The sequence below is a fragment of the Sphingobacterium multivorum genome, assembly GCF_900457465.1.
GTDB lineage: Bacteria > Bacteroidota > Bacteroidia > Sphingobacteriales > Sphingobacteriaceae > Sphingobacterium > Sphingobacterium multivorum.
In genome coordinates this window covers 577,323-594,026 of record NZ_UAUU01000002.1, presented here as the reverse complement: position 1 = coordinate 594,026, position 16,704 = coordinate 577,323, and the positions used below count along the sequence as shown (strand labels likewise).

The 16,704-nt window shown below is 39.5% G+C and carries 19 protein-coding genes and 1 pseudogene; 7 read left to right on the top strand and 13 right to left on the bottom strand.

The genetic code is table 11. From position 1 onward, the window contains the following. Positions 1-26: 26 nt before the first annotated feature. The 6 genes from DTA23_RS02680 (at position 27) to DTA23_RS02660 (ending at position 4,339) form a co-directional block, all read left to right on the top strand. Positions 27-746, top strand: a complete 720-nt coding sequence (locus DTA23_RS02680) for a DUF1003 domain-containing protein (protein ID WP_112373760.1) — start codon at positions 27-29, stop codon at positions 744-746. Then, on the top strand, positions 743-1,147 hold the full coding sequence (gene arfB, locus DTA23_RS02675; RefSeq protein ID WP_070566211.1) for an alternative ribosome rescue aminoacyl-tRNA hydrolase ArfB: 405 nt from the start codon (positions 743-745) through the stop codon (positions 1,145-1,147). Before DTA23_RS02680 ends, arfB begins: the two co-directional genes overlap by 4 nt. Positions 1,148-1,297: 150 nt before the next feature. Continuing rightward, a complete protein-coding gene (locus tag DTA23_RS02670) occupies positions 1,298-1,666 on the top strand; it encodes a BlaI/MecI/CopY family transcriptional regulator (RefSeq protein ID WP_046672281.1) in 369 nt (122 codons plus the stop codon). A 31-nt stretch (positions 1,667-1,697) separates the two neighbouring features. Continuing rightward, positions 1,698-2,063, top strand: coding sequence for a hypothetical protein (locus tag DTA23_RS27015; protein WP_172462305.1), 366 nt, complete (start codon positions 1,698-1,700; stop codon positions 2,061-2,063). A gap of 31 nt (positions 2,064-2,094) precedes the next feature. Beyond that, a complete protein-coding gene (locus DTA23_RS02665) occupies positions 2,095-3,432 on the top strand; it encodes an energy transducer TonB (protein ID WP_172462304.1) in 1,338 nt (445 codons plus the stop codon). A gap of 16 nt (positions 3,433-3,448) precedes the next feature. Further along, a complete protein-coding gene (locus DTA23_RS02660) occupies positions 3,449-4,339 on the top strand; it encodes a hypothetical protein (protein ID WP_112373758.1) in 891 nt (296 codons plus the stop codon). Positions 4,340-4,362: 23 nt separating this feature from the next. Here DTA23_RS02660 and DTA23_RS02655 read toward each other — a convergent pair whose 3' ends face one another. The 12 genes and pseudogenes from DTA23_RS02655 to DTA23_RS02600 all read right to left on the bottom strand — a co-directional run bounded on the left by DTA23_RS02655 (position 4,363) and on the right by DTA23_RS02600 (position 14,415). Then, entirely contained in the window at positions 4,363-4,653 is a 291-nt protein-coding gene (locus tag DTA23_RS02655) for a chaperone modulator CbpM (RefSeq protein ID WP_046672278.1), read from the bottom strand. A 4-nt stretch (positions 4,654-4,657) separates the two neighbouring features. Continuing rightward, positions 4,658-5,590, bottom strand: coding sequence for a DnaJ C-terminal domain-containing protein (locus DTA23_RS02650; RefSeq protein ID WP_070566219.1), 933 nt, complete (start codon positions 5,588-5,590; stop codon positions 4,658-4,660). 154 nt (positions 5,591-5,744) lie between these two features. After that, positions 5,745-7,319 carry a M28 family peptidase gene (locus DTA23_RS02645; RefSeq protein WP_112373757.1) on the bottom strand — a complete coding sequence of 525 codons (1,575 nt, stop codon included), beginning with the start codon at positions 7,317-7,319 and terminating at the stop codon, positions 5,745-5,747. Positions 7,320-7,498: 179 nt separating this feature from the next. Then, a complete protein-coding gene (rpiB, locus tag DTA23_RS02640) occupies positions 7,499-7,945 on the bottom strand; it encodes a ribose 5-phosphate isomerase B (RefSeq protein ID WP_046672275.1) in 447 nt (148 codons plus the stop codon). Positions 7,946-7,957: 12 nt separating this feature from the next. Beyond that, the gene (tatC, locus tag DTA23_RS02635; protein ID WP_112373756.1) at positions 7,958-8,818 is read right to left on the bottom strand and encodes a twin-arginine translocase subunit TatC; all 861 of its coding nucleotides are present in this window, start codon (positions 8,816-8,818) and stop codon (positions 7,958-7,960) included. 76 nt (positions 8,819-8,894) lie between these two features. Next, positions 8,895-10,250 carry an acetyl-CoA carboxylase biotin carboxylase subunit gene (gene accC / locus DTA23_RS02630; protein ID WP_046672273.1) on the bottom strand — a complete coding sequence of 452 codons (1,356 nt, stop codon included), beginning with the start codon at positions 10,248-10,250 and terminating at the stop codon, positions 8,895-8,897. A gap of 73 nt (positions 10,251-10,323) precedes the next feature. After that, on the bottom strand, positions 10,324-10,803 hold the full coding sequence (gene accB / locus DTA23_RS02625; RefSeq protein WP_112373755.1) for an acetyl-CoA carboxylase biotin carboxyl carrier protein: 480 nt from the start codon (positions 10,801-10,803) through the stop codon (positions 10,324-10,326). 74 nt (positions 10,804-10,877) lie between these two features. Beyond that, positions 10,878-11,867, bottom strand: a pseudogene (locus DTA23_RS02620) (beta-ketoacyl-ACP synthase III). A 7-nt stretch (positions 11,868-11,874) separates the two neighbouring features. Then, complete coding sequence (plsX, locus tag DTA23_RS02615) at positions 11,875-12,813, bottom strand: phosphate acyltransferase PlsX (RefSeq protein ID WP_046672270.1); 939 nt, start codon at positions 12,811-12,813, stop codon at positions 11,875-11,877. A 106-nt stretch (positions 12,814-12,919) separates the two neighbouring features. Then, positions 12,920-13,111, bottom strand: coding sequence for a 50S ribosomal protein L32 (rpmF, locus tag DTA23_RS02610; RefSeq protein WP_046672269.1), 192 nt, complete (start codon positions 13,109-13,111; stop codon positions 12,920-12,922). A 14-nt stretch (positions 13,112-13,125) separates the two neighbouring features. After that, the gene (locus DTA23_RS02605; protein WP_046672268.1) at positions 13,126-13,662 is read right to left on the bottom strand and encodes a YceD family protein; all 537 of its coding nucleotides are present in this window, start codon (positions 13,660-13,662) and stop codon (positions 13,126-13,128) included. A 102-nt stretch (positions 13,663-13,764) separates the two neighbouring features. Next, positions 13,765-14,415, bottom strand: coding sequence for an epoxyqueuosine reductase QueH (locus tag DTA23_RS02600; protein WP_070566227.1), 651 nt, complete (start codon positions 14,413-14,415; stop codon positions 13,765-13,767). Between the two features lie 178 nt (positions 14,416-14,593). Between DTA23_RS02600 and DTA23_RS02595 the strand changes: the two genes are divergently transcribed. Beyond that, positions 14,594-15,754 (top strand): hypothetical protein, encoded by a 1,161-nt coding sequence (locus DTA23_RS02595; protein ID WP_112373754.1) that lies wholly within the window; start codon positions 14,594-14,596, stop codon positions 15,752-15,754. 8 nt (positions 15,755-15,762) lie between these two features. Here DTA23_RS02595 and DTA23_RS02590 read toward each other — a convergent pair whose 3' ends face one another. Next, a complete protein-coding gene (locus DTA23_RS02590) occupies positions 15,763-16,614 on the bottom strand; it encodes a transglutaminase-like domain-containing protein (RefSeq protein WP_317195282.1) in 852 nt (283 codons plus the stop codon). Between the last annotated feature and the right edge of the window lie 90 nt (positions 16,615-16,704).

Genomic DNA, 16,704 nt, shown 5'->3' with positions numbered 1-16,704 from the left:
TCTTTAAATAGATATTAAATCGGTATATGGATAACTTTATAAGTGATATTTCAGGACAGCAATTTCCTTCGGAACAACGTATTTTGGGGGCTTCAATCCGACAACCCATTTTTAAGCTGATAAAAAAGGAATATCCAGGTTTTAGTAAGGACAAGTATATCGCCGCAAGCGAGTTGACACGATTCAAAGAAACTTATATCGCCGAATTTCTGAAAGATGAGTCTGGACAGTTAAGTCAATTGGATCAGCAGGTCATCAACAGTTTTAAGGAAAATAAAGTGATCAGCGCAAGTTTGGATGGAGATAATTTGGAGCCAGTCAGCGTAGGAGACCGGGTTGCCGATAAAGTGGCTGAGTTTGGCGGAAGCTGGACCTTTATTATTTCCTTTGTCTTATTTTTGATTGTCTGGATTGCGGCCAATATCTTTTGGTTAAATAATAAAGGCTTTGATCCTTATCCCTTTATTTTACTGAACCTGATTTTGTCCTGCGTAGCTGCTTTGCAAGCTCCAGTTATTATGATGAGTCAAAACAGACAGGAAGATAAGGATCGTGAACGTGCAAGAAATGACTATATGGTCAACTTAAAGGCTGAACTCGAAATCAGGGAATTGCATGAGAAAATAGATCATCTCATTATCCGCAAAGAACAAGAACTTGTCGAAGTACAACGGGATCAAGTGGAAAAATTGAGCTTTCTATTAAAAAAGATGGAAAAAATAGAAGAAGCATTTAAAAATAAATGAATTTAGAAGGAGTAATAGGAGAACTTACGTTTAAGTTTTCCAGATCGGGTGGAGCAGGTGGACAACATGTAAACAAGGTGTCATCGAAAGTATTGTTGCAGTGGGATGTTGCGCTATCCACAGCTGCTTCTGTTGAAGAAAAAGCAATGATTTTCAACGCGTTGGCAAACCGTATCAATAAAGAAGGAATACTGCAATTGGAGTGCGATATCGATCGGTCGCAGATCCGTAATAAAGAAATCGCAATCGATCGCTTTAAGCGTATAGTGGAAGGCGCACTTGTGCCAGCAAAACCCCGTAAAAAAACCAAAACTCCGTATTCGAGTGTGCTGAAAAGACTGGATCGAAAGAAACAACAGTCTCAATTGAAAGCTTCAAGGAAAAAGAATTTCGACGAATAAAGATGATAATATCACTTGTTGTTTTAAATTAATTGTTTAATTATCAGTATTTTGTGTTTTAAACTAATTTATTAGTTGTAAAACTATGATTTTAGTTATAACTTGTGTATTGATTTATTATTCTGGTATTTATTTTATTCCTGAGGAGTTATGGAGGATTTTAAAGAGTTAACGAAAGCCGAGGAGCAGATTATGCAAGAGCTCTGGGAGATGGGCCGTGGCTTTGTCAAAGAAATTATTGATCGACTTCCGGAGCCGAAACCGGCCTATAACACGGTCTCGACCATCGTTCGTATTCTCGAAACAAAGGGCTTTGTAAGGCATGAATCTTTTGGTAAAAGTCATCAATATTTACCAAAGATTTCAAAAGAGGAATATAAGAAAGGTATCACAGGAAAGTTATTAACGAATTATTTTGATAATTCGCCCAAGCGTATGCTCTCTTATTTTTTGGAAGAGAATAGGCTGGACATCAAAGAACTTGATGACATCTTATCGATCATCGAACGTAATAAATAACAACCAATACCCTTTTATAAACTTTTTGATTATGATTTACTTATTGATTGTCAATATTTCATTGATTATCAGTTTTGTGCTCTACAAACTGATTTTTAGAAAACTTACTTTTTTTCAATGGAACCGGATCTATCTGATTGGAATGGTTGTATTTTCCTTATTAGCTCCTGTGGGTATTTTTATTGAATTACCCAAGACGGAAATGATTTCCAATCATATTCCACAGGTCGACTTAGGAACATATATGGATGTCGAAATCGGGAGCCCGATCGAAAAAAAAACCTCTTTTTCTGTTGGATATTCTTGCCAAGATTTATTGGATAGGAGTGGGAATCGCTTTTTTTTTCCTGGCGATACGGATCAGGCAACTTGTTCGGGTATTGCGTTCTTCTCCTGAGTACCTGAGTTTTTCTTTTTTTAATCGGGTTGTGATTGGGAAATCGATTAAAAACAAGAAGAATATTGCATGGCATGAGCAGGTTCATGCTGAGCAGGGACATTCCTATGATTTACTGTTGATTGAGCTACTTAAAATTTTCAATTGGTTCAATCCTGTTGTGTATTTCTTTCAAAAGGAAATAAGGTTTCAACACGAGTATATTGTAGATGAAATTTGCTCGACCGATAAAGTGGCTTATGCAGAAATGCTGGTTGCTCATGCATTACGTACAGATCAATTGGCTTTTTCACATAAGTTTTCCAATCATTCTTTTTTAAAGCAGCGCATCACGATGTTATTTAAAGATAAATCTGTACAAAGACAACGCTTGTTATATGTGATTGTGCTGCCCATGTTATTGGTGGTAGCGGGGTCTACGTTGGTATTTAATACGAGTAGGGCCAAGGCTATGGTAGCGGATGTAGAAGAAAGCGTTAATGGCTTAACTGTGACTGATGAGCAGACATTGCCGAGCCAGTCTGAGGAGCTGAAAAATGGACAGGTAAATGAAGACAGTAAGGTCTACAAAGATCCTGAGATCATGGCTATTCCAGTTGGAGGAATGAAAAAGTATGTCATTGGATTGAGCAGTAGAATCCACGTGAGTGATGAAGCAATCAAAAATAATATGATCGGGGTAATTGTCATCTCAGCCATCGTGGAGAAAAATGGTGAGTTGAGCCATATAAAGGCTAAGAATGATTTGGGCTATGGCCTGGCATCCGCTGTGGAAAATGCTGTAAAAGCAAGTGGGAAATGGAAACCTGCAATCGTCAATGGGAAAGTCGTTCGATCGCTGCTTTCCTTACCCGTTACCGTTGGCGGAAAAACGACGTACTATTGGGAGGAAACTGACACATTGGGCAGAAAGGTCCGGATGTCATCTCATTCATTCCCGGGCGCTGAATCTGGTGAAGAGACGGAAAAACAACTCAAGGAAGTAAAATCGATAAGGACGGAAGATGAGAGCGACCGCTGGAATCTTTCATTGGATTTTCAGTCCGATTTAGTAACTTTTGATAAAGTTGAGGTGCAACCAACACCTATTGGGGGAATGCGATCTTTTATGATCTGGGTAGGCGATAATTTTGTTTTTCCGGAAGCAGCAATTAAACGGGAGGTTAATGGCATTGTTGAAGTAGCTTTTATTGTCGAAAAGGATGGCAGTTTATCCCATGTTGATGTAAAAAAAGATCTTGGTTATGGAACCAAAGAGGCGGCATTGGAGCTCCTAAAAGGTGTGAAAAAATGGAAACCGGGATTAGTTAACGGTAAACCGGTACGCGTGGCTTACACATTGCCTATTCGTTTAAATTTAAAGAAGTAAAGATTAGATCATAAATATGCAGAGCAGATTCATTCAAATTTTCTATTTTATTGTGGTTTTGGCCATGCTTTCTTCCTGTAAGTCCTATAAAGTGGTTCCCAACGGTTTTGCTGTACAAGGAGATGAGTATTTTGTTAATATTAACAAAGAGCTCACCGTATTCCTCGGGGATGATATTATGGAGGATAAAAATTGGCAAGGTAAGACTAATCCGATTAATGCAAAGCAGGTTGACAATCGATTTCGTCGTGTATTACGCCATTTACGCTATTCAGATACCGCGTATCAGGTTTTGTTTTCTGGACATCTGGAAGGAAAATATCAGTATGACATGCTTGCTGTAGTCAACAACTCGCCAAATGTAAAAGGGAAAAAAAATCACCTACTTGATTTAAGTTCTTTTCAACGGGAGCAAAATAAGGAGGGACGATATTTTTATACGACTACAACTTTTAAGGGACAAAAGCTGCTTCATTTTGTAATTCCGTTTAACGGGCGCCTTTGGCAAGAGAAAATGGTGTCGCTGATCTTTCTCTTCCCGGAGGATTTTACCGATATCGCGTGGGCGAAGGATGTAGTGATGTCTAATGTTGCTATGTATCGCGATCGTTATAAATTTACCCCGAGCCGCACAGAGATTTTATGTCCTGATGATGGTAGTAGCCGTTCGCATTTAGATTATAAAATTCCGGAAGAAAAGGTGAATAAAACAGGTTACATGTTAATGAAAGCTTATGGTGAAGTTGGCGGAGAACGAAAACTGGTTGTTTACCGCGTGATGAAGCCTGGTGATTTTTATGGGTCCTTTGTGACTTGTAAAGGGGATTATGAAATTCTATATACCACATTGCAAGACAAGATTGTTTGGCAGACCAAGGTGAACACAGAGCGGGATGTCGAATTCTAACGAAATAAATTGAAAGCCTTGGATCAATAATCCAGGGCTTTCAATTTATTCTTTAAATGTGAAATTTCATTTTGGAGCTGTTCAACTTTCTCCAATAGGTGACTGGCAACCTGAATTCCGGCAGGATTTACTTCAAGATCATAGTAGAGATTTGAAAAGCGTTCCAATTTTTGGAGCTCCTCTTCATCAATATATTGTTCTTCTTGTTGAATGACAATATGTATGAGTCCGTATTCCTCCATGGTTTGCAGGAATGTTGTTTCAACCTTTCTGGACTGGCAGAAGTCGATGACTTTAATGAGTGTCGTTTCCATAAGATTAGTGTTTTAAATCCTTCAATTGTTGGAACAAGGCCTTTTCTTCGGCAGACAGATTATTGGGCATTTGAATATTCAATGTGACATACAGATCGCCAAATTCACCTTCTTTGCGATACAAGGGGAATCCTTTTCCTTTAAGTCGCATTTTTGCACCATTTTGACTTTCGGCTTTAATCTTCAGTTTAACTTTGCCGCCGAATGTATCTAAAGTTGCTTCACCGCCTAAAATAGCTGTATAGAGGTCTATATCAAGTGTTGTGTATAAGTCATTCCCCTGACGTTTAAAACGGGCATCAGGCGTGATGTTGATAGTGATATAGAGATCTCCTTTTGGGCCACCGTTGATGCCCTCTCCGCCATAACCTTTCAGTTTGATCTTTTGACCATCCTCCACGCCAGCATGAATCGTGATGCGGATACTTTTTCCATTGATATTGAAGGTCTGTTGATGTGTCGTGTAAGCTTCTTGTAAGGTTAAGCTGAGCTCCGCATTAAGGTCCTGGCCGCGGAATGTACTTTGGCGGCCTCCTCCGCGTCTGCTACCAAACATCTGTTCGAAGAAATCAGAGAATTGCCCATCATCAAAGTTTCCAGTGTACTCATGGGAACCGCCACCACCAAATGGATTTCCTCCAGCGCCGAATGGATTTCCTCCGTTAGATTGTGACTGACGGTATTGTTGTTGCGCTTTTTCATACTCCTCTCCATGTTGCCAATGTTCACCGTATTGGTCATATTTTTTGCGCTTTTCGGGATCGGATAATACTTCATTTGCCTCATTAATCTCCTGAAATCGTTGTTTGGCCTCATTGTCATTGGGGTTGACATCAGGGTGGTATTTACGGGCTAGTTTTCGATATGCTTTTTTGATGTCATCAGCAGAAGCTGTTTTATCAATGCCAAGCACTTTATAGTAATCTACAAAAGCCATAAATTATACTTGTTTTGTATTAAAGATAACAATAATTGTGAATAAAAGGTTTATGCTAAAGGTCATTTTAGTACATAAAAAAAGCAAGTAAACAATCATTTACTTGCTTTTTATATTGTACAAAATAATCCTTGATAAAGCCGATAATTTGACCTTACTCTTTATTACTGTCGATGACCAGGCGATTTTCCCTATTGGCTATTTGCCATGCCGTGTAAAATGCGAGCTTTTCGCGTTTTACCATTAATGGAAAGTCGATCTTGTCATAGGTATCTGCAGGCGTGTGGTAGTCCGGATGCAGGCCCGAAAAATAAAAGACAGAAGGAATACCTTTCTTGGCAAAGTTATAATGATCGGATCTATAGTACAAACGCATAGGATCCTTTGGATTGTCATACATATAGTCAATCTCCAGTTTCGTATGTTTTTCATTCTCATTTTTATTGATCTCATATAACTCGGAGCTCAATTTATCTGAACCGATAGCGTGGATATAATCATGATTGCCTTTGAGATGCTTGTCGTCGACACGGCCGATCATATCGATATTGATGCAAGCAACGGTGTTTTTCAATGGAAATATCGGATTTTCTGTATAGAATTTGGAACCTAGTAAACCTTTTTCTTCTGCAGCATAGGTGATGAACAAAATGCTGCGACGTGGGCCATTTCCTGTTGATTTAGCTTTCGAAAAAGCGCGTGCCAACTCAAGGACGGCTGTTGTGCCCGAGGCATTGTCATCGGCCCCAAAGAAGATATTGCCTTTGGAATCCATTCCATCGTGGTCGTAGTGGCCTCCGATCACAACGATTTCGTCTTTTTTATCTGTTCCTTCCAGATAGCCAAGAATGTTTGGATCAGCTAAAGCAGCCGCATTGGTGCCAAACTCAGCTTTAAAATTTGTTGAAATAACAAAGGAATTAGGTTTTCCCGTACGATTAATCTTTGCAACAACAGTAGCAAGGTTAGTTCTCGCCAGGTTTAGTATATAATTTGCGGCATGGTCTGTAATGTTGACTACAGGGATCATTGGCGACTTTTCCGGCGCTGGTTGGTCCACCGCCAAATTGTAACGACCCTCAATAGCACGGTCTCCCGCATCCTCCAAAAGTTGGGACAGCTGACTATTGATCGCTAATACCATTTTGGGATTGTGTTTAAGGATCTCTTTGACTTTTTTATTTCGGGTTGTTGCCCAGTCCGACGCAGTCTTTTTGCTGCTAATCCATGAATTTCCTTTCTCATCTGTTGGCTCATTCTCATTGATCAACATAACGATCTTATTGTGGAGATCCAAGCCCGAGATATCCGAATACTTGGGATCATCTATGCCATAACCAATAAACACGATTTCATTGCTTTCGAAGAATTTGTTCTCGTTGTTGCCAATGACGAAAATGTCCTTCCCATGCTGGAAGGGCCTGTCGTTAATACTAAATTGCTTTACTTTAAAGCTGTTGCGAATTAGTTGCAGGGGTTGGAAATAGGATCCGTTGACAGGTGCACTAAGTCCATATTTTCTAAATTCATTGGCAATATATTCTGCTGCCAGACGTCCGCCTTTTTGGCCGGTTCCTCGGCCTTCAAAATCGACAGAAGCTAAAGTGCGCAGATGCTTCTGGGTAGATTCTACCGTGATTTCATCGGCATATTTACTGTTTATGTCCTGTGCATTTGCACAGCTCATCAGAGCGCATGCTATCCAAAGTAGGTTGTATATTTTCTTCATTGTTTATTTTTTACTAGTGTGACTTTCAGCACCTTATTTTGTAATTTAATTAACCAGATCAGCTGCGTATCATCTCCTTGATTGATATAACAGGTGTCGTTATCTGCACAATATATAAAAAAAAGCGGATGAAAAGTGTAATTTGCTTTTCATCCGCTTCTTAAAATATGTTAATTTACCTAACAGCTACAAGCTATTTTGTTTACGCGGTTAGCGTGACGCCCACCTTCGAATTCCGTGTTTATAAATGTGTTGACGATCTTTTTAGCGAGGTCAAGGTCGATAAAACGTGCAGGTATACATACGACGTTCGCATCATTATGCTGACGGGCTAAAGCCGAAATTTCCTCCAACCAACAGATAGCAGCACGAATATTTTGGTGTTTATTAGCTGTGATAGCAACACCATTTGCACTTCCACAAATTAAGACTCCAGCATCAGCTTCTTTATTTTCTACTGCTGATGCAACTGGGTGTGCGAAATCTGGATAATCAACTGAATCTGGAGAGTTTGTTCCAAAGTCTGTTACTTCATAACCCAGTTCATTCAAAAAGCTTACCAAAGCTGTTTTGTATTCAAAGCCGGCATGGTCACTTCCAATCGCAATTTTCTTTACGCTGCTCATTTTATTGTTATTTTATTTTTCTTGTGCTAATTTTTTTCTTTTGACATCGGCCGAAACCATGATACTTATCTCATATAATAAGAACATTGGTGCTGCAACGGTCAACATGGTGATGATATCTGCAGACGGTGTAATGATAGCTGCTATCACTAAAATAATTACAGTTGCATAACGACGGCTGGCCCGCATAAATTCAGGGGTCATAATGCCTATTTTCGAGAGAATAAATACCAGTATCGGGAGTAGGAAAACAATTCCACAGCCCAATGTTAACGTTGCTATCGTAGAAAGGTAGTTATCAATGGTAATCTGGTTGACGATCTCATCACTTAGGGATACGTTGGCTAGAAAGTTGATGGATAAGGGTACAACGATGTAGTATCCGAAGAGTGCTCCTAAAATAAACAATAAAGAAGAGTAAAAAACAAACCCGCGTGCAGACCGTCTTTCCACATCGGTCAGTGCTGGTTTTACAAATAACCAAATTTCAAAAAGGAGGTAGGGGAATCCCATCATCAAAGCCATCAATAAACAGGAGTTTATCTGAAGCATAAATTGACCTGCTAGTTCGGTATTGATGATATTAAAAGGAATTTTCTTGACACAGAAGTCTGCTAAATTGAAAGTATCTGCTGCCTTACACATCATGCGATAGGTCCAAAAATTTAAATTCTTTGGCCCCATGATGATATCGTTGAATACGAAATCGTAGAATGTAAAGGCAATACCTGCAAAGATACAGATCGCAATTGCTGAACGGACCAAATGCCATCTTAACACCTCAAGGTGGTCAAAAAAAGACATTTCCGCTTCTATATTCTTCCCTTTATCTTTAATAGCTTGTATTAGATCTTTCGAATTAGGTGTACTCATAAAAATTGTTTGGAAACAAAAATACCATTCTTATTGTAAAGAATGGTATTTTTTATGTATGTAAAGATAATTTTATTTAATCTTCCGCAGGATATTCCGTTAGGTCGAAAGTTTCCATAAACTTTGTCGTGAAATTGCCGGCTCTAAAGTTAGGGTCGCGCATCAATCTCAAATGCAAAGGAATGGTTGTTTTGATCCCTTCAATGACGAATTCACTCAATGCACGTTCCATAGTACAAATTGCTTCCTCACGTGTTTGCGCAACTGTGATCAATTTAGCAATCATAGAATCATAGTTTGGCGGAATTGAGTAACCAGAATAAACGTGTGTATCTACACGTACACCATGTCCACCTGGTGAGTGGAAGTTGGTGATTTTACCTGGTGAAGGACGGAAATTGTTGAAAGGATCCTCCGCATTGATACGACATTCGATCGCATGCATTCCTGGTTCGTAGTTTTTTCCGGAGATCGGAATTCCTGCGGCCACCTTAATTTGTTCTTTGATCAGATCAAAGTTGATGACTTCTTCCGTTACCGGGTGTTCTACTTGGATACGTGTGTTCATTTCCATAAAGTAGAAGTTGCGGTGTTTGTCAACCAAGAATTCGATTGTACCAGCACCTTCATAGTTTACAGCTTTAGCACCTTTGACAGCAGCCTCTCCCATTTCAGCTCTCAATTCGGGAGTCATAAAAGGTGATGGCGATTCTTCGATCAATTTTTGATGACGACGTTGGATCGAACAGTCACGTTCAGACAGGTGACATACTGTACCGAATTGGTCACCCACAATTTGGAATTCGATATGACGCGGTTCCTCTACATATTTTTCAAGGTAGATACCGTCGTTACCGAACGCAGCCGCAGATTCGACACGCGCAGAATCCCAAGCTGGTTCAAACTCTTCGTCTTTCCAAATGATGCGCATACCACGGCCACCACCACCGGCTGTAGCCTTGATGATAACTGGGTAGCCGATTTCATTGGCTAAGGTAATACCTTCTTTTACGTTTGAGATCAAACCATCGGATCCTGGAACAGTAGGAACACCAGCTTTTTTCATGGTATCTTTTGCACGGGATTTATCACCCATTTTCTCGATCTGCTCTGCAGTTGCACCAATAAATTTGATACCGTACTCTGCACAGATAGCTGAGAAACGAGCATTTTCCGACAAGAAACCATATCCTGGGTGAATCGCATCTGCATTTGTTAGTTCAGCTGCAGAAATAATATTCGGAATGTTTAAGTAAGAGTCTCTACTCGGTGGAGGACCAATACAAACTGCTTCATCCGCAAATCTTACGTGTAAACTATCGCGATCGGCAGTCGAATATACTGCAACACTTTTAATACCCATTTCACGACAGGTACGGATAATGCGCAGGGCAATCTCGCCTCTATTTGCAATTAATATTTTTTTGAACATTGTCTTGAATTATGAAGTTTGCAAAAAATGTAGCCCTTTGGAGGCTACATGTATTCATTTACGTAATTGTAAATTACTTAGGCTCAACTAAGAATAATGGTTGGTCGAACTCAACAGGTTGAGCATCTTCTACCAAAATCTTAACGATTTTACCTGAAACTTCAGATTCAATTTCGTTGAATAATTTCATTGCTTCAATGATGCATAGTACAGAACCGGTATTGATATCATCACCAACATTGACGAAAGATGGTTTACCAGGTCCAGCCGAACGGTAAAATGTACCGATCATTGGTGATTTGATTGTGATCAAGTTTGCTTCAGCGCTTGCGGCTGGTGCTGCAGGGCTAGCTATTGGAGCTGGTGCCGCTGCTTGTGCAACTTGAGGAGCAGCAATTGGAGCAACAGCAGGAACAGTAGCTGTTACGTACGTAGGCTCTTGATTTGTTTTTATTGTAATTTTAAAATCTTGCTCTTCAATTGAGACTTCATTCACACCTGATTTTGAAACGAATTTAATCAAGTCCTGAATTTGTTTGATATCCATACCCATAGTATTCTAGGTTTTGTTTGTTTCTAAAAAATTCTAACTGTCAAAAGTAATAAATTATACCATAAAATGGACAACTAATACGCCCATTTTAAATAGATGGATCCCCAAGTGAAACCACCACCGAAAGCAGCAAGGATAAGATTATCTCCTTTCTTCAATTGAGATTCCCATTCCCACAAGCATAAAGGAATAGTACCACTGGTGGTATTTCCATATTTTTGAATGTTCACCATCACTTTTTCTTCTGGAAGCCCCACACGTTCTGCCGTTGCATCAATAATACGTTTGTTGGCCTGATGAGGCACCAACCAAGCAATATCTTCTGACTTTAAGTTATTTTTTGACCATAACCTCATGTGCTACATCAGCCATATTGGTTACTGCAAATTTAAACACCGTACGACCTTCTTGGTAAGCGTAATGTAATCCTGCATCTACAGTTGCATGCGACGCCGGATTCAGCGAACCCCCACCTTTGATATTCAAAAACTGTCCTCCGGAACCATCGGTTTTTAAAATAGCATCTTGTATACCCATGCCTTCTTCATTTGGCTCCAATAATACACAGCCACAACCATCACAAATAGGATACAGGTATTGCGGTCTTGGTAATTGATGACCGAAGACATTTTATCGGCACCGATAACAAGGACTTTTTTATGAGTGCCAGCAGTGATAAATTGTGTTCCTGTATTCAGACCGAACAAGAAACCTGAACAAGCCGCCTGAAGATCAAATCCCCATGCATTTGTAGCTCCGATTTTATCGGCCAGAATATTTGCAGTCGCAGGGAACAGCATATCTGGTGTGCTTGTACAAAAGATAATAAGGTCAATATCTGTAGCAGCTATACCTCTTTTTTTCAATAAACCTTGCACTGCAGGTACAGCAAGATCTGAAGTAGCAAGACCTTCACCTTTTAAGATGCGACGCTCTTTGATTCCCGTTCTGGAAACAATCCATTCGTCGTTGGTGTCGACCATTGTTTCCAATTCTTTGTTAGTAAGGATATAATCCGGAACGTAACCATTTACAGCCGTGATTGCGGCGTGAATCTTTGACATAAATACTCTAATTGAAAATAGATCTGATGCTGTCAATGAACTTAGACTCGATCATATCTCTTGAAAATAAAACCATATTTTTAATGGCCTCAGGTGTCGAAATACCATGGCCAATAATGACAGGAGCATTAACTCCCAAGATCGGGCTACCGCCGTACTGCTCGTAGTTGAATCGGTCGAAGAAATCATCTTTAAAACCTTTTTTCAACGTCACTACATAAAATGATTCTGCGAGTTTCAAGACGACGTTGCCTGTAAATCCATCACAGACGTAAACGTCGGCATGGTCACTGAACAGGTCACGGCCTTCTGCATTTCCGATAAAGTTAATCTTGTCGTTGGCTTTAAGTAGGGGGTAGGTAGAGGTTGTTAGGATGTTTCCTTTTTCTTCTTCTTCTCCGATATTCAATAATCCCACTTTAGGGTTGGATACATTAAACACATGTTCGGCAAAGACACTTCCCAAGATTGCAAATTGGTTCAACATCTCTGGTTTACAGTCTGCATTAGCGCCGACGTCCAATAAGATTCCGAAGCCTGATTTTAATTTGGGAACAATGGATGCTATTGCAGGGCGTAATACGCCTGGGATAGCTTTAACGCTAAACATTGAGCCCACAAGCATGGCGCCAGTATTACCAGCAGAAGCGAATGAGTCAATTTCTTTGTTTTTTAAATATTCAAATCCCTTCGCAATACTTGAGTTGGGTTTTTGAGTTATTGCTTTGGTTGGATGTTCACCCATTGCAATGACTTCTGGAGCCTCCACATATTCAAAGTCAGATGAATTTCCTCCGGCTTGATTGATTAATTGTTTAGTCTCTTCAGTTTTACCAAAAAGGACTATTTTTTGGTCTCCAGTAAGCTGTTTTTGTGCTTCAATAGCACCTGTTATCGTTGCTTTAGGAGCATAATCTCCTCCTAAAATATCTAAACCAATCTTCATCCGTTATTATTTAGTAAATCAATAATACGCAAAAAACATCCCAAAGTAAAGCAAATTTCTAAAATAGTGCTTGTCTGGGATGTTTTGGTGTTATGAAAGGTTTACCTTAGACAACAGCTGTATTTTCAATGATCAATTTACCGTTGTAGTACAAGTTTCCGTCTACAGTATATGCACGGTGAGGTAAATGAACTGCGCCAGTTTCTTTACATACTGTCAAGCTTGGAGCTTCAGCTTTATAATGTGTTCTTCTTTTGTCTCTTCTTGATTTAGAAGTTTTACGTTTTGGATGTGCCATCTCGTATTCTTGTTTTAGTTATTTTTAATATTTCTCAATGCTTCCCAACGTGGGTCGATAATTTCTTCTTCTTTTTGTTCCTCTGAATCAGGCTCGCTTGTAAATAACGCGAGCATCTCAGGATCACATTGTATACCTTGTCCCTGCTCTTCACATTTTACGATATAGGGAACAGCTAAATTAATGTATTCGTATAATAACTCAGCTATATCCAACTCATGGTCGCTTTTGGATAAGATCAACACCTCTTCGGTATTATCTGTCCAATCTTCATCCGTGAATTTGACTAATATTCGTTCTTGAATTGAAATCGGTGACATAAACTCTTTTAAGCAGGTATCACAAGTCAATTGAATTTCGCCTTGGATATCAAAATGCAAAATCAAAAGATTTTCTTGTTTTTGCAATTCAACTTCTGCTTTCAGATTGCCATCTTTTACAATCGAATGTTCGTAGCAGTCAAAGAACTTTTTATTAATGTCAAACTCAAAATTGTGCTTTCCAGCGTTGAGCCCCGAAAAGGGAATTCTGTATTGTTTTAGATGTTTCACAATCTTGCATTTGAGCCTGCAAAGGTATGTATAAAATCATTAGGATAGAAATATTTTTTCAAATATTCCGAAGCAAAGCTTCATATACACCAGTAACAGGACTTATTCATAATAATTTTTGCCTAACTCTATCTTTTCGCGCCCATTTGCCATACGCCATTTGTTGGTATCGCGTAGCGAATAAGCACAGCCGCAATATTCCTGCATATAGAATTTCTCCTTTTTGGAGACTTCAAGCATACGGGCAGAACCACCTTTCTTACGCCAGTTGAAAGTCCAATACTCCATCCCTTCATGGCGGGAGGCAGCACGTAAACCACAATCATTGATCTGCTCCATGTTTTTCCAACGGGAGATACCCAGCGAACTTGAAATCACATCAAAGCCATTGGCAGCCGCATACTCAGCCGTTTTTTCAAAACGCATATCAAAACACATCGTGCAACGGATGCCTCTTTCAGGCTCTTGCTCCATCCCTTTGGCCAAATCAAACCAATGATCAACATCGTAGTCCGCATCAATAAAAGGGATATTATGTTTTTCAGCAAATCGGATGTTCTCGTCTTTGCGTAAATCATATTCTTTGCGGGGATGAATATTGGGATTGTAAAAATAGATTGTAAAATCGATATCCGAAGCAATGAGTGCTTCCATCACTTCTCCAGAACACGGAGCACAGCAGGAGTGTAAAAGTAATTTTTTGCCCTCTCCCGGTAATGTCAACGTCTCCCTTACAAATTCCTTATTTTCCATAATCGTATGTGCTAACAAAAACAAAGGCAATTTTAATCAAAAAGTAGCGGATTGACAAATATTTCCGTTTTACTTAAACGGGTTTGCCCCTAAAAGAATCATATAAATTCATTGATATTCTGCATATATTAGTAGATTTGTATGTTTAACGCAATACGCTATTTTTAATAAAAAATATATGAAATTTTCGTTTCAATCCTGTATTATCCTATTCGTTGCCAGTGTAATAGGTTTTACTTCTTGCAAGAAACTGGATGATGAGCCTGTACGAACGGGGGCTACTTTGATCTCTAGATTATATGTTTCTTTCTCGGATTACGACCAGAACAATTCTGCGCTTAAAAACATGATGATTATCGATCCGGCTGATACGACCAATTTAGATAATATCTATCAATATCTTTCTCCGGCAAAAGGGGGCGGACCAATTCTTTTTGATGCTGCTGCCCGGGCTATCTTTCAGGCGAGTGTTACGGCACAGGATACCTTTCTTCAGGTGATTCCATTTGCCAATGAGATCTATGGAATTCCCGGTAATGCAGGTGCTATTGGATACCGCGGTTTTACGAATGTTAGGGGATTGGCCTATTATACGTATGCCCAACAAAATGGTACATCTGGATCTGTAACAACACCATTTCTTTTGGCGGTTACAAATCGCGGAGTAGGTAATTCCATGTTATATGCGATAAGTACACCAAGTGGAAAAGTGGGATCAAAAGGTGGAGCACCAATCATTGACAAACAGATTAACCTTGGGAACCTGGTTCCGAGTTCACTGACTTTATTGAATAGCAATACAAGTGATAGTAATGAGAAATTGGTGCTGATTGGTTTTAATAATGAAGGAACAGAAAATAGAAGTGGTTTTGCTGTATATTCTCAACTCAAACAAGAACTCATCGACCGTCCTCGCGATACCATTGTAGCTTCCACTAGATTTACGCCAGTGATGAAAGTATATATCAATGGTAAAACGGGATTAGGCTCGGTGTCCTATGCACCCAAAAAGGGTTTGTTGGCGGTAACTTCCGGTAGTGAAGTGCTATTTTTCAAAGATCCAAAAACCTTATTTAGTGGAGGCACGGACAAAACTGTGGCGCCTGATTACGTCATCGGTGGGGCTAATACAGGTTTAGTAAAACCTTGGGGGATAGCCATTGATGATCGTACGGAACAAGGGAAATTCTTTTATGTTTCTGATCTAACGAATCGTACAGTTTCGCGTTTTCCATTGCTAGGTGAAGGCAATATAAAACCCGATATTGCAGCGAAAACCTATGGCTCTTTGACGCCGAATTATATCTTTTTAGATGCTCGTGAAGCTAATATTTTCTAACGTGCAGTTTAAGCAAGCAACTGGAAAAGCGCTTTGATTTCCTGTTGCTTGTTTGAACTTTCATGTTCCTCGTAGGCAGACATCAAGTTTCGCAAAGCTCGTTTAAGGATGGTCACATTATCGCAGGGATAGGTGAATTCTCTATCCGGATTGAGGTTCAGTTGCTTAAAAAATGAATTTACATCGCTTTTTTGCATAACCTGCCCACGATTAAAGGCATTGATGTAAAACAGCACATTTTCATTCCCTTCTTCATCCGAATCCATATACGCCAATACAAAATGCTTTGGTAAATTAATACCGTAGATCGGAATGTCCAATTTTTGTGCAATGATACTGTAAATGCAGGATAGGGTTAAGGGATTCCCCTGTTTGGTATCGAGTACTTGACCAATATAGGAATTCTGTGGATGATGATAATCCTTTGTATTTCCTGTTAGGCCGAAGGAGCCAAAAAGAACATGATTCATCAGGTTCACTTTTTCCAGCGGGCTCATGTCGTAATGCAAACCGCGCCATACCTCAGTTTTGAGGTCTTCTATCGCTAAAACAATCTTATGATCCTCATAAGAAGGATATTGATAATTATTCAGGATAATTAATCCTTCCAGTAGATTGAATGAGTTACTCAGGTTCCAAATCTGTAATTCGTTTTTGGTCTGATCAAATTGAATTTCATGGATAATATTCTCTAATCGACCCTGTATGTGAGGATCGAAGCTGGACTCCCAAAATTTTTCCAAATAGGGTACAATCTCAGGACCTTGGCTTTTTAACTGGTGCTCCACTTCCTGAATAATCTGTTGGTCGGTGTCGTCCAACAGGGATATTAGCGATTTCAACTCTCTCTCATTCATCATAACGAAGTTAACTAATTGATTCGAGATATGAGCTAAAAAAATCCCTACCGTCATTGATGTACTGCGTAGGGATTATCCAGGTTAAATTGG

What these genes read in the sequence shown, in the direction of transcription:
- DTA23_RS02680 (WP_112373760.1), top strand. Translation starts at nt 27, where the DNA reads ATGGATAACTTTATAAGTGATATTTCAGGACAGCAATTTCCTTCGGAA.
- arfB (WP_070566211.1), top strand. Translation starts at nt 743, where the DNA reads ATGAATTTAGAAGGAGTAATAGGAGAACTTACGTTTAAGTTTTCCAGA.
- DTA23_RS02670 (WP_046672281.1), top strand. Translation starts at nt 1,298, where the DNA reads ATGGAGGATTTTAAAGAGTTAACGAAAGCCGAGGAGCAGATTATGCAA.
- DTA23_RS27015 (WP_172462305.1), top strand. Translation starts at nt 1,698, where the DNA reads ATGATTTACTTATTGATTGTCAATATTTCATTGATTATCAGTTTTGTG.
- DTA23_RS02660 (WP_112373758.1), top strand. Translation starts at nt 3,449, where the DNA reads ATGCAGAGCAGATTCATTCAAATTTTCTATTTTATTGTGGTTTTGGCC.
- DTA23_RS02655 (WP_046672278.1), bottom strand. Translation starts at nt 4,653, where the DNA reads ATGGAAACGACACTCATTAAAGTCATCGACTTCTGCCAGTCCAGAAAG.
- DTA23_RS02650 (WP_070566219.1), bottom strand. Translation starts at nt 5,590, where the DNA reads ATGGCTTTTGTAGATTACTATAAAGTGCTTGGCATTGATAAAACAGCT.
- DTA23_RS02645 (WP_112373757.1), bottom strand. Translation starts at nt 7,319, where the DNA reads ATGAAGAAAATATACAACCTACTTTGGATAGCATGCGCTCTGATGAGC.
- rpiB (WP_046672275.1), bottom strand. Translation starts at nt 7,945, where the DNA reads ATGAGCAGCGTAAAGAAAATTGCGATTGGAAGTGACCATGCCGGCTTT.
- tatC (WP_112373756.1), bottom strand. Translation starts at nt 8,818, where the DNA reads ATGAGTACACCTAATTCGAAAGATCTAATACAAGCTATTAAAGATAAA.
- accC (WP_046672273.1), bottom strand. Translation starts at nt 10,250, where the DNA reads ATGTTCAAAAAAATATTAATTGCAAATAGAGGCGAGATTGCCCTGCGC.
- accB (WP_112373755.1), bottom strand. Translation starts at nt 10,803, where the DNA reads ATGGGTATGGATATCAAACAAATTCAGGACTTGATTAAATTCGTTTCA.
- plsX (WP_046672270.1), bottom strand. Translation starts at nt 12,813, where the DNA reads ATGAAGATTGGTTTAGATATTTTAGGAGGAGATTATGCTCCTAAAGCA.
- rpmF (WP_046672269.1), bottom strand. Translation starts at nt 13,111, where the DNA reads ATGGCACATCCAAAACGTAAAACTTCTAAATCAAGAAGAGACAAAAGA.
- DTA23_RS02600 (WP_070566227.1), bottom strand. Translation starts at nt 14,415, where the DNA reads ATGGAAAATAAGGAATTTGTAAGGGAGACGTTGACATTACCGGGAGAG.
- DTA23_RS02595 (WP_112373754.1), top strand. Translation starts at nt 14,594, where the DNA reads ATGAAATTTTCGTTTCAATCCTGTATTATCCTATTCGTTGCCAGTGTA.
- DTA23_RS02590 (WP_317195282.1), bottom strand. Translation starts at nt 16,614, where the DNA reads ATGATGAATGAGAGAGAGTTGAAATCGCTAATATCCCTGTTGGACGAC.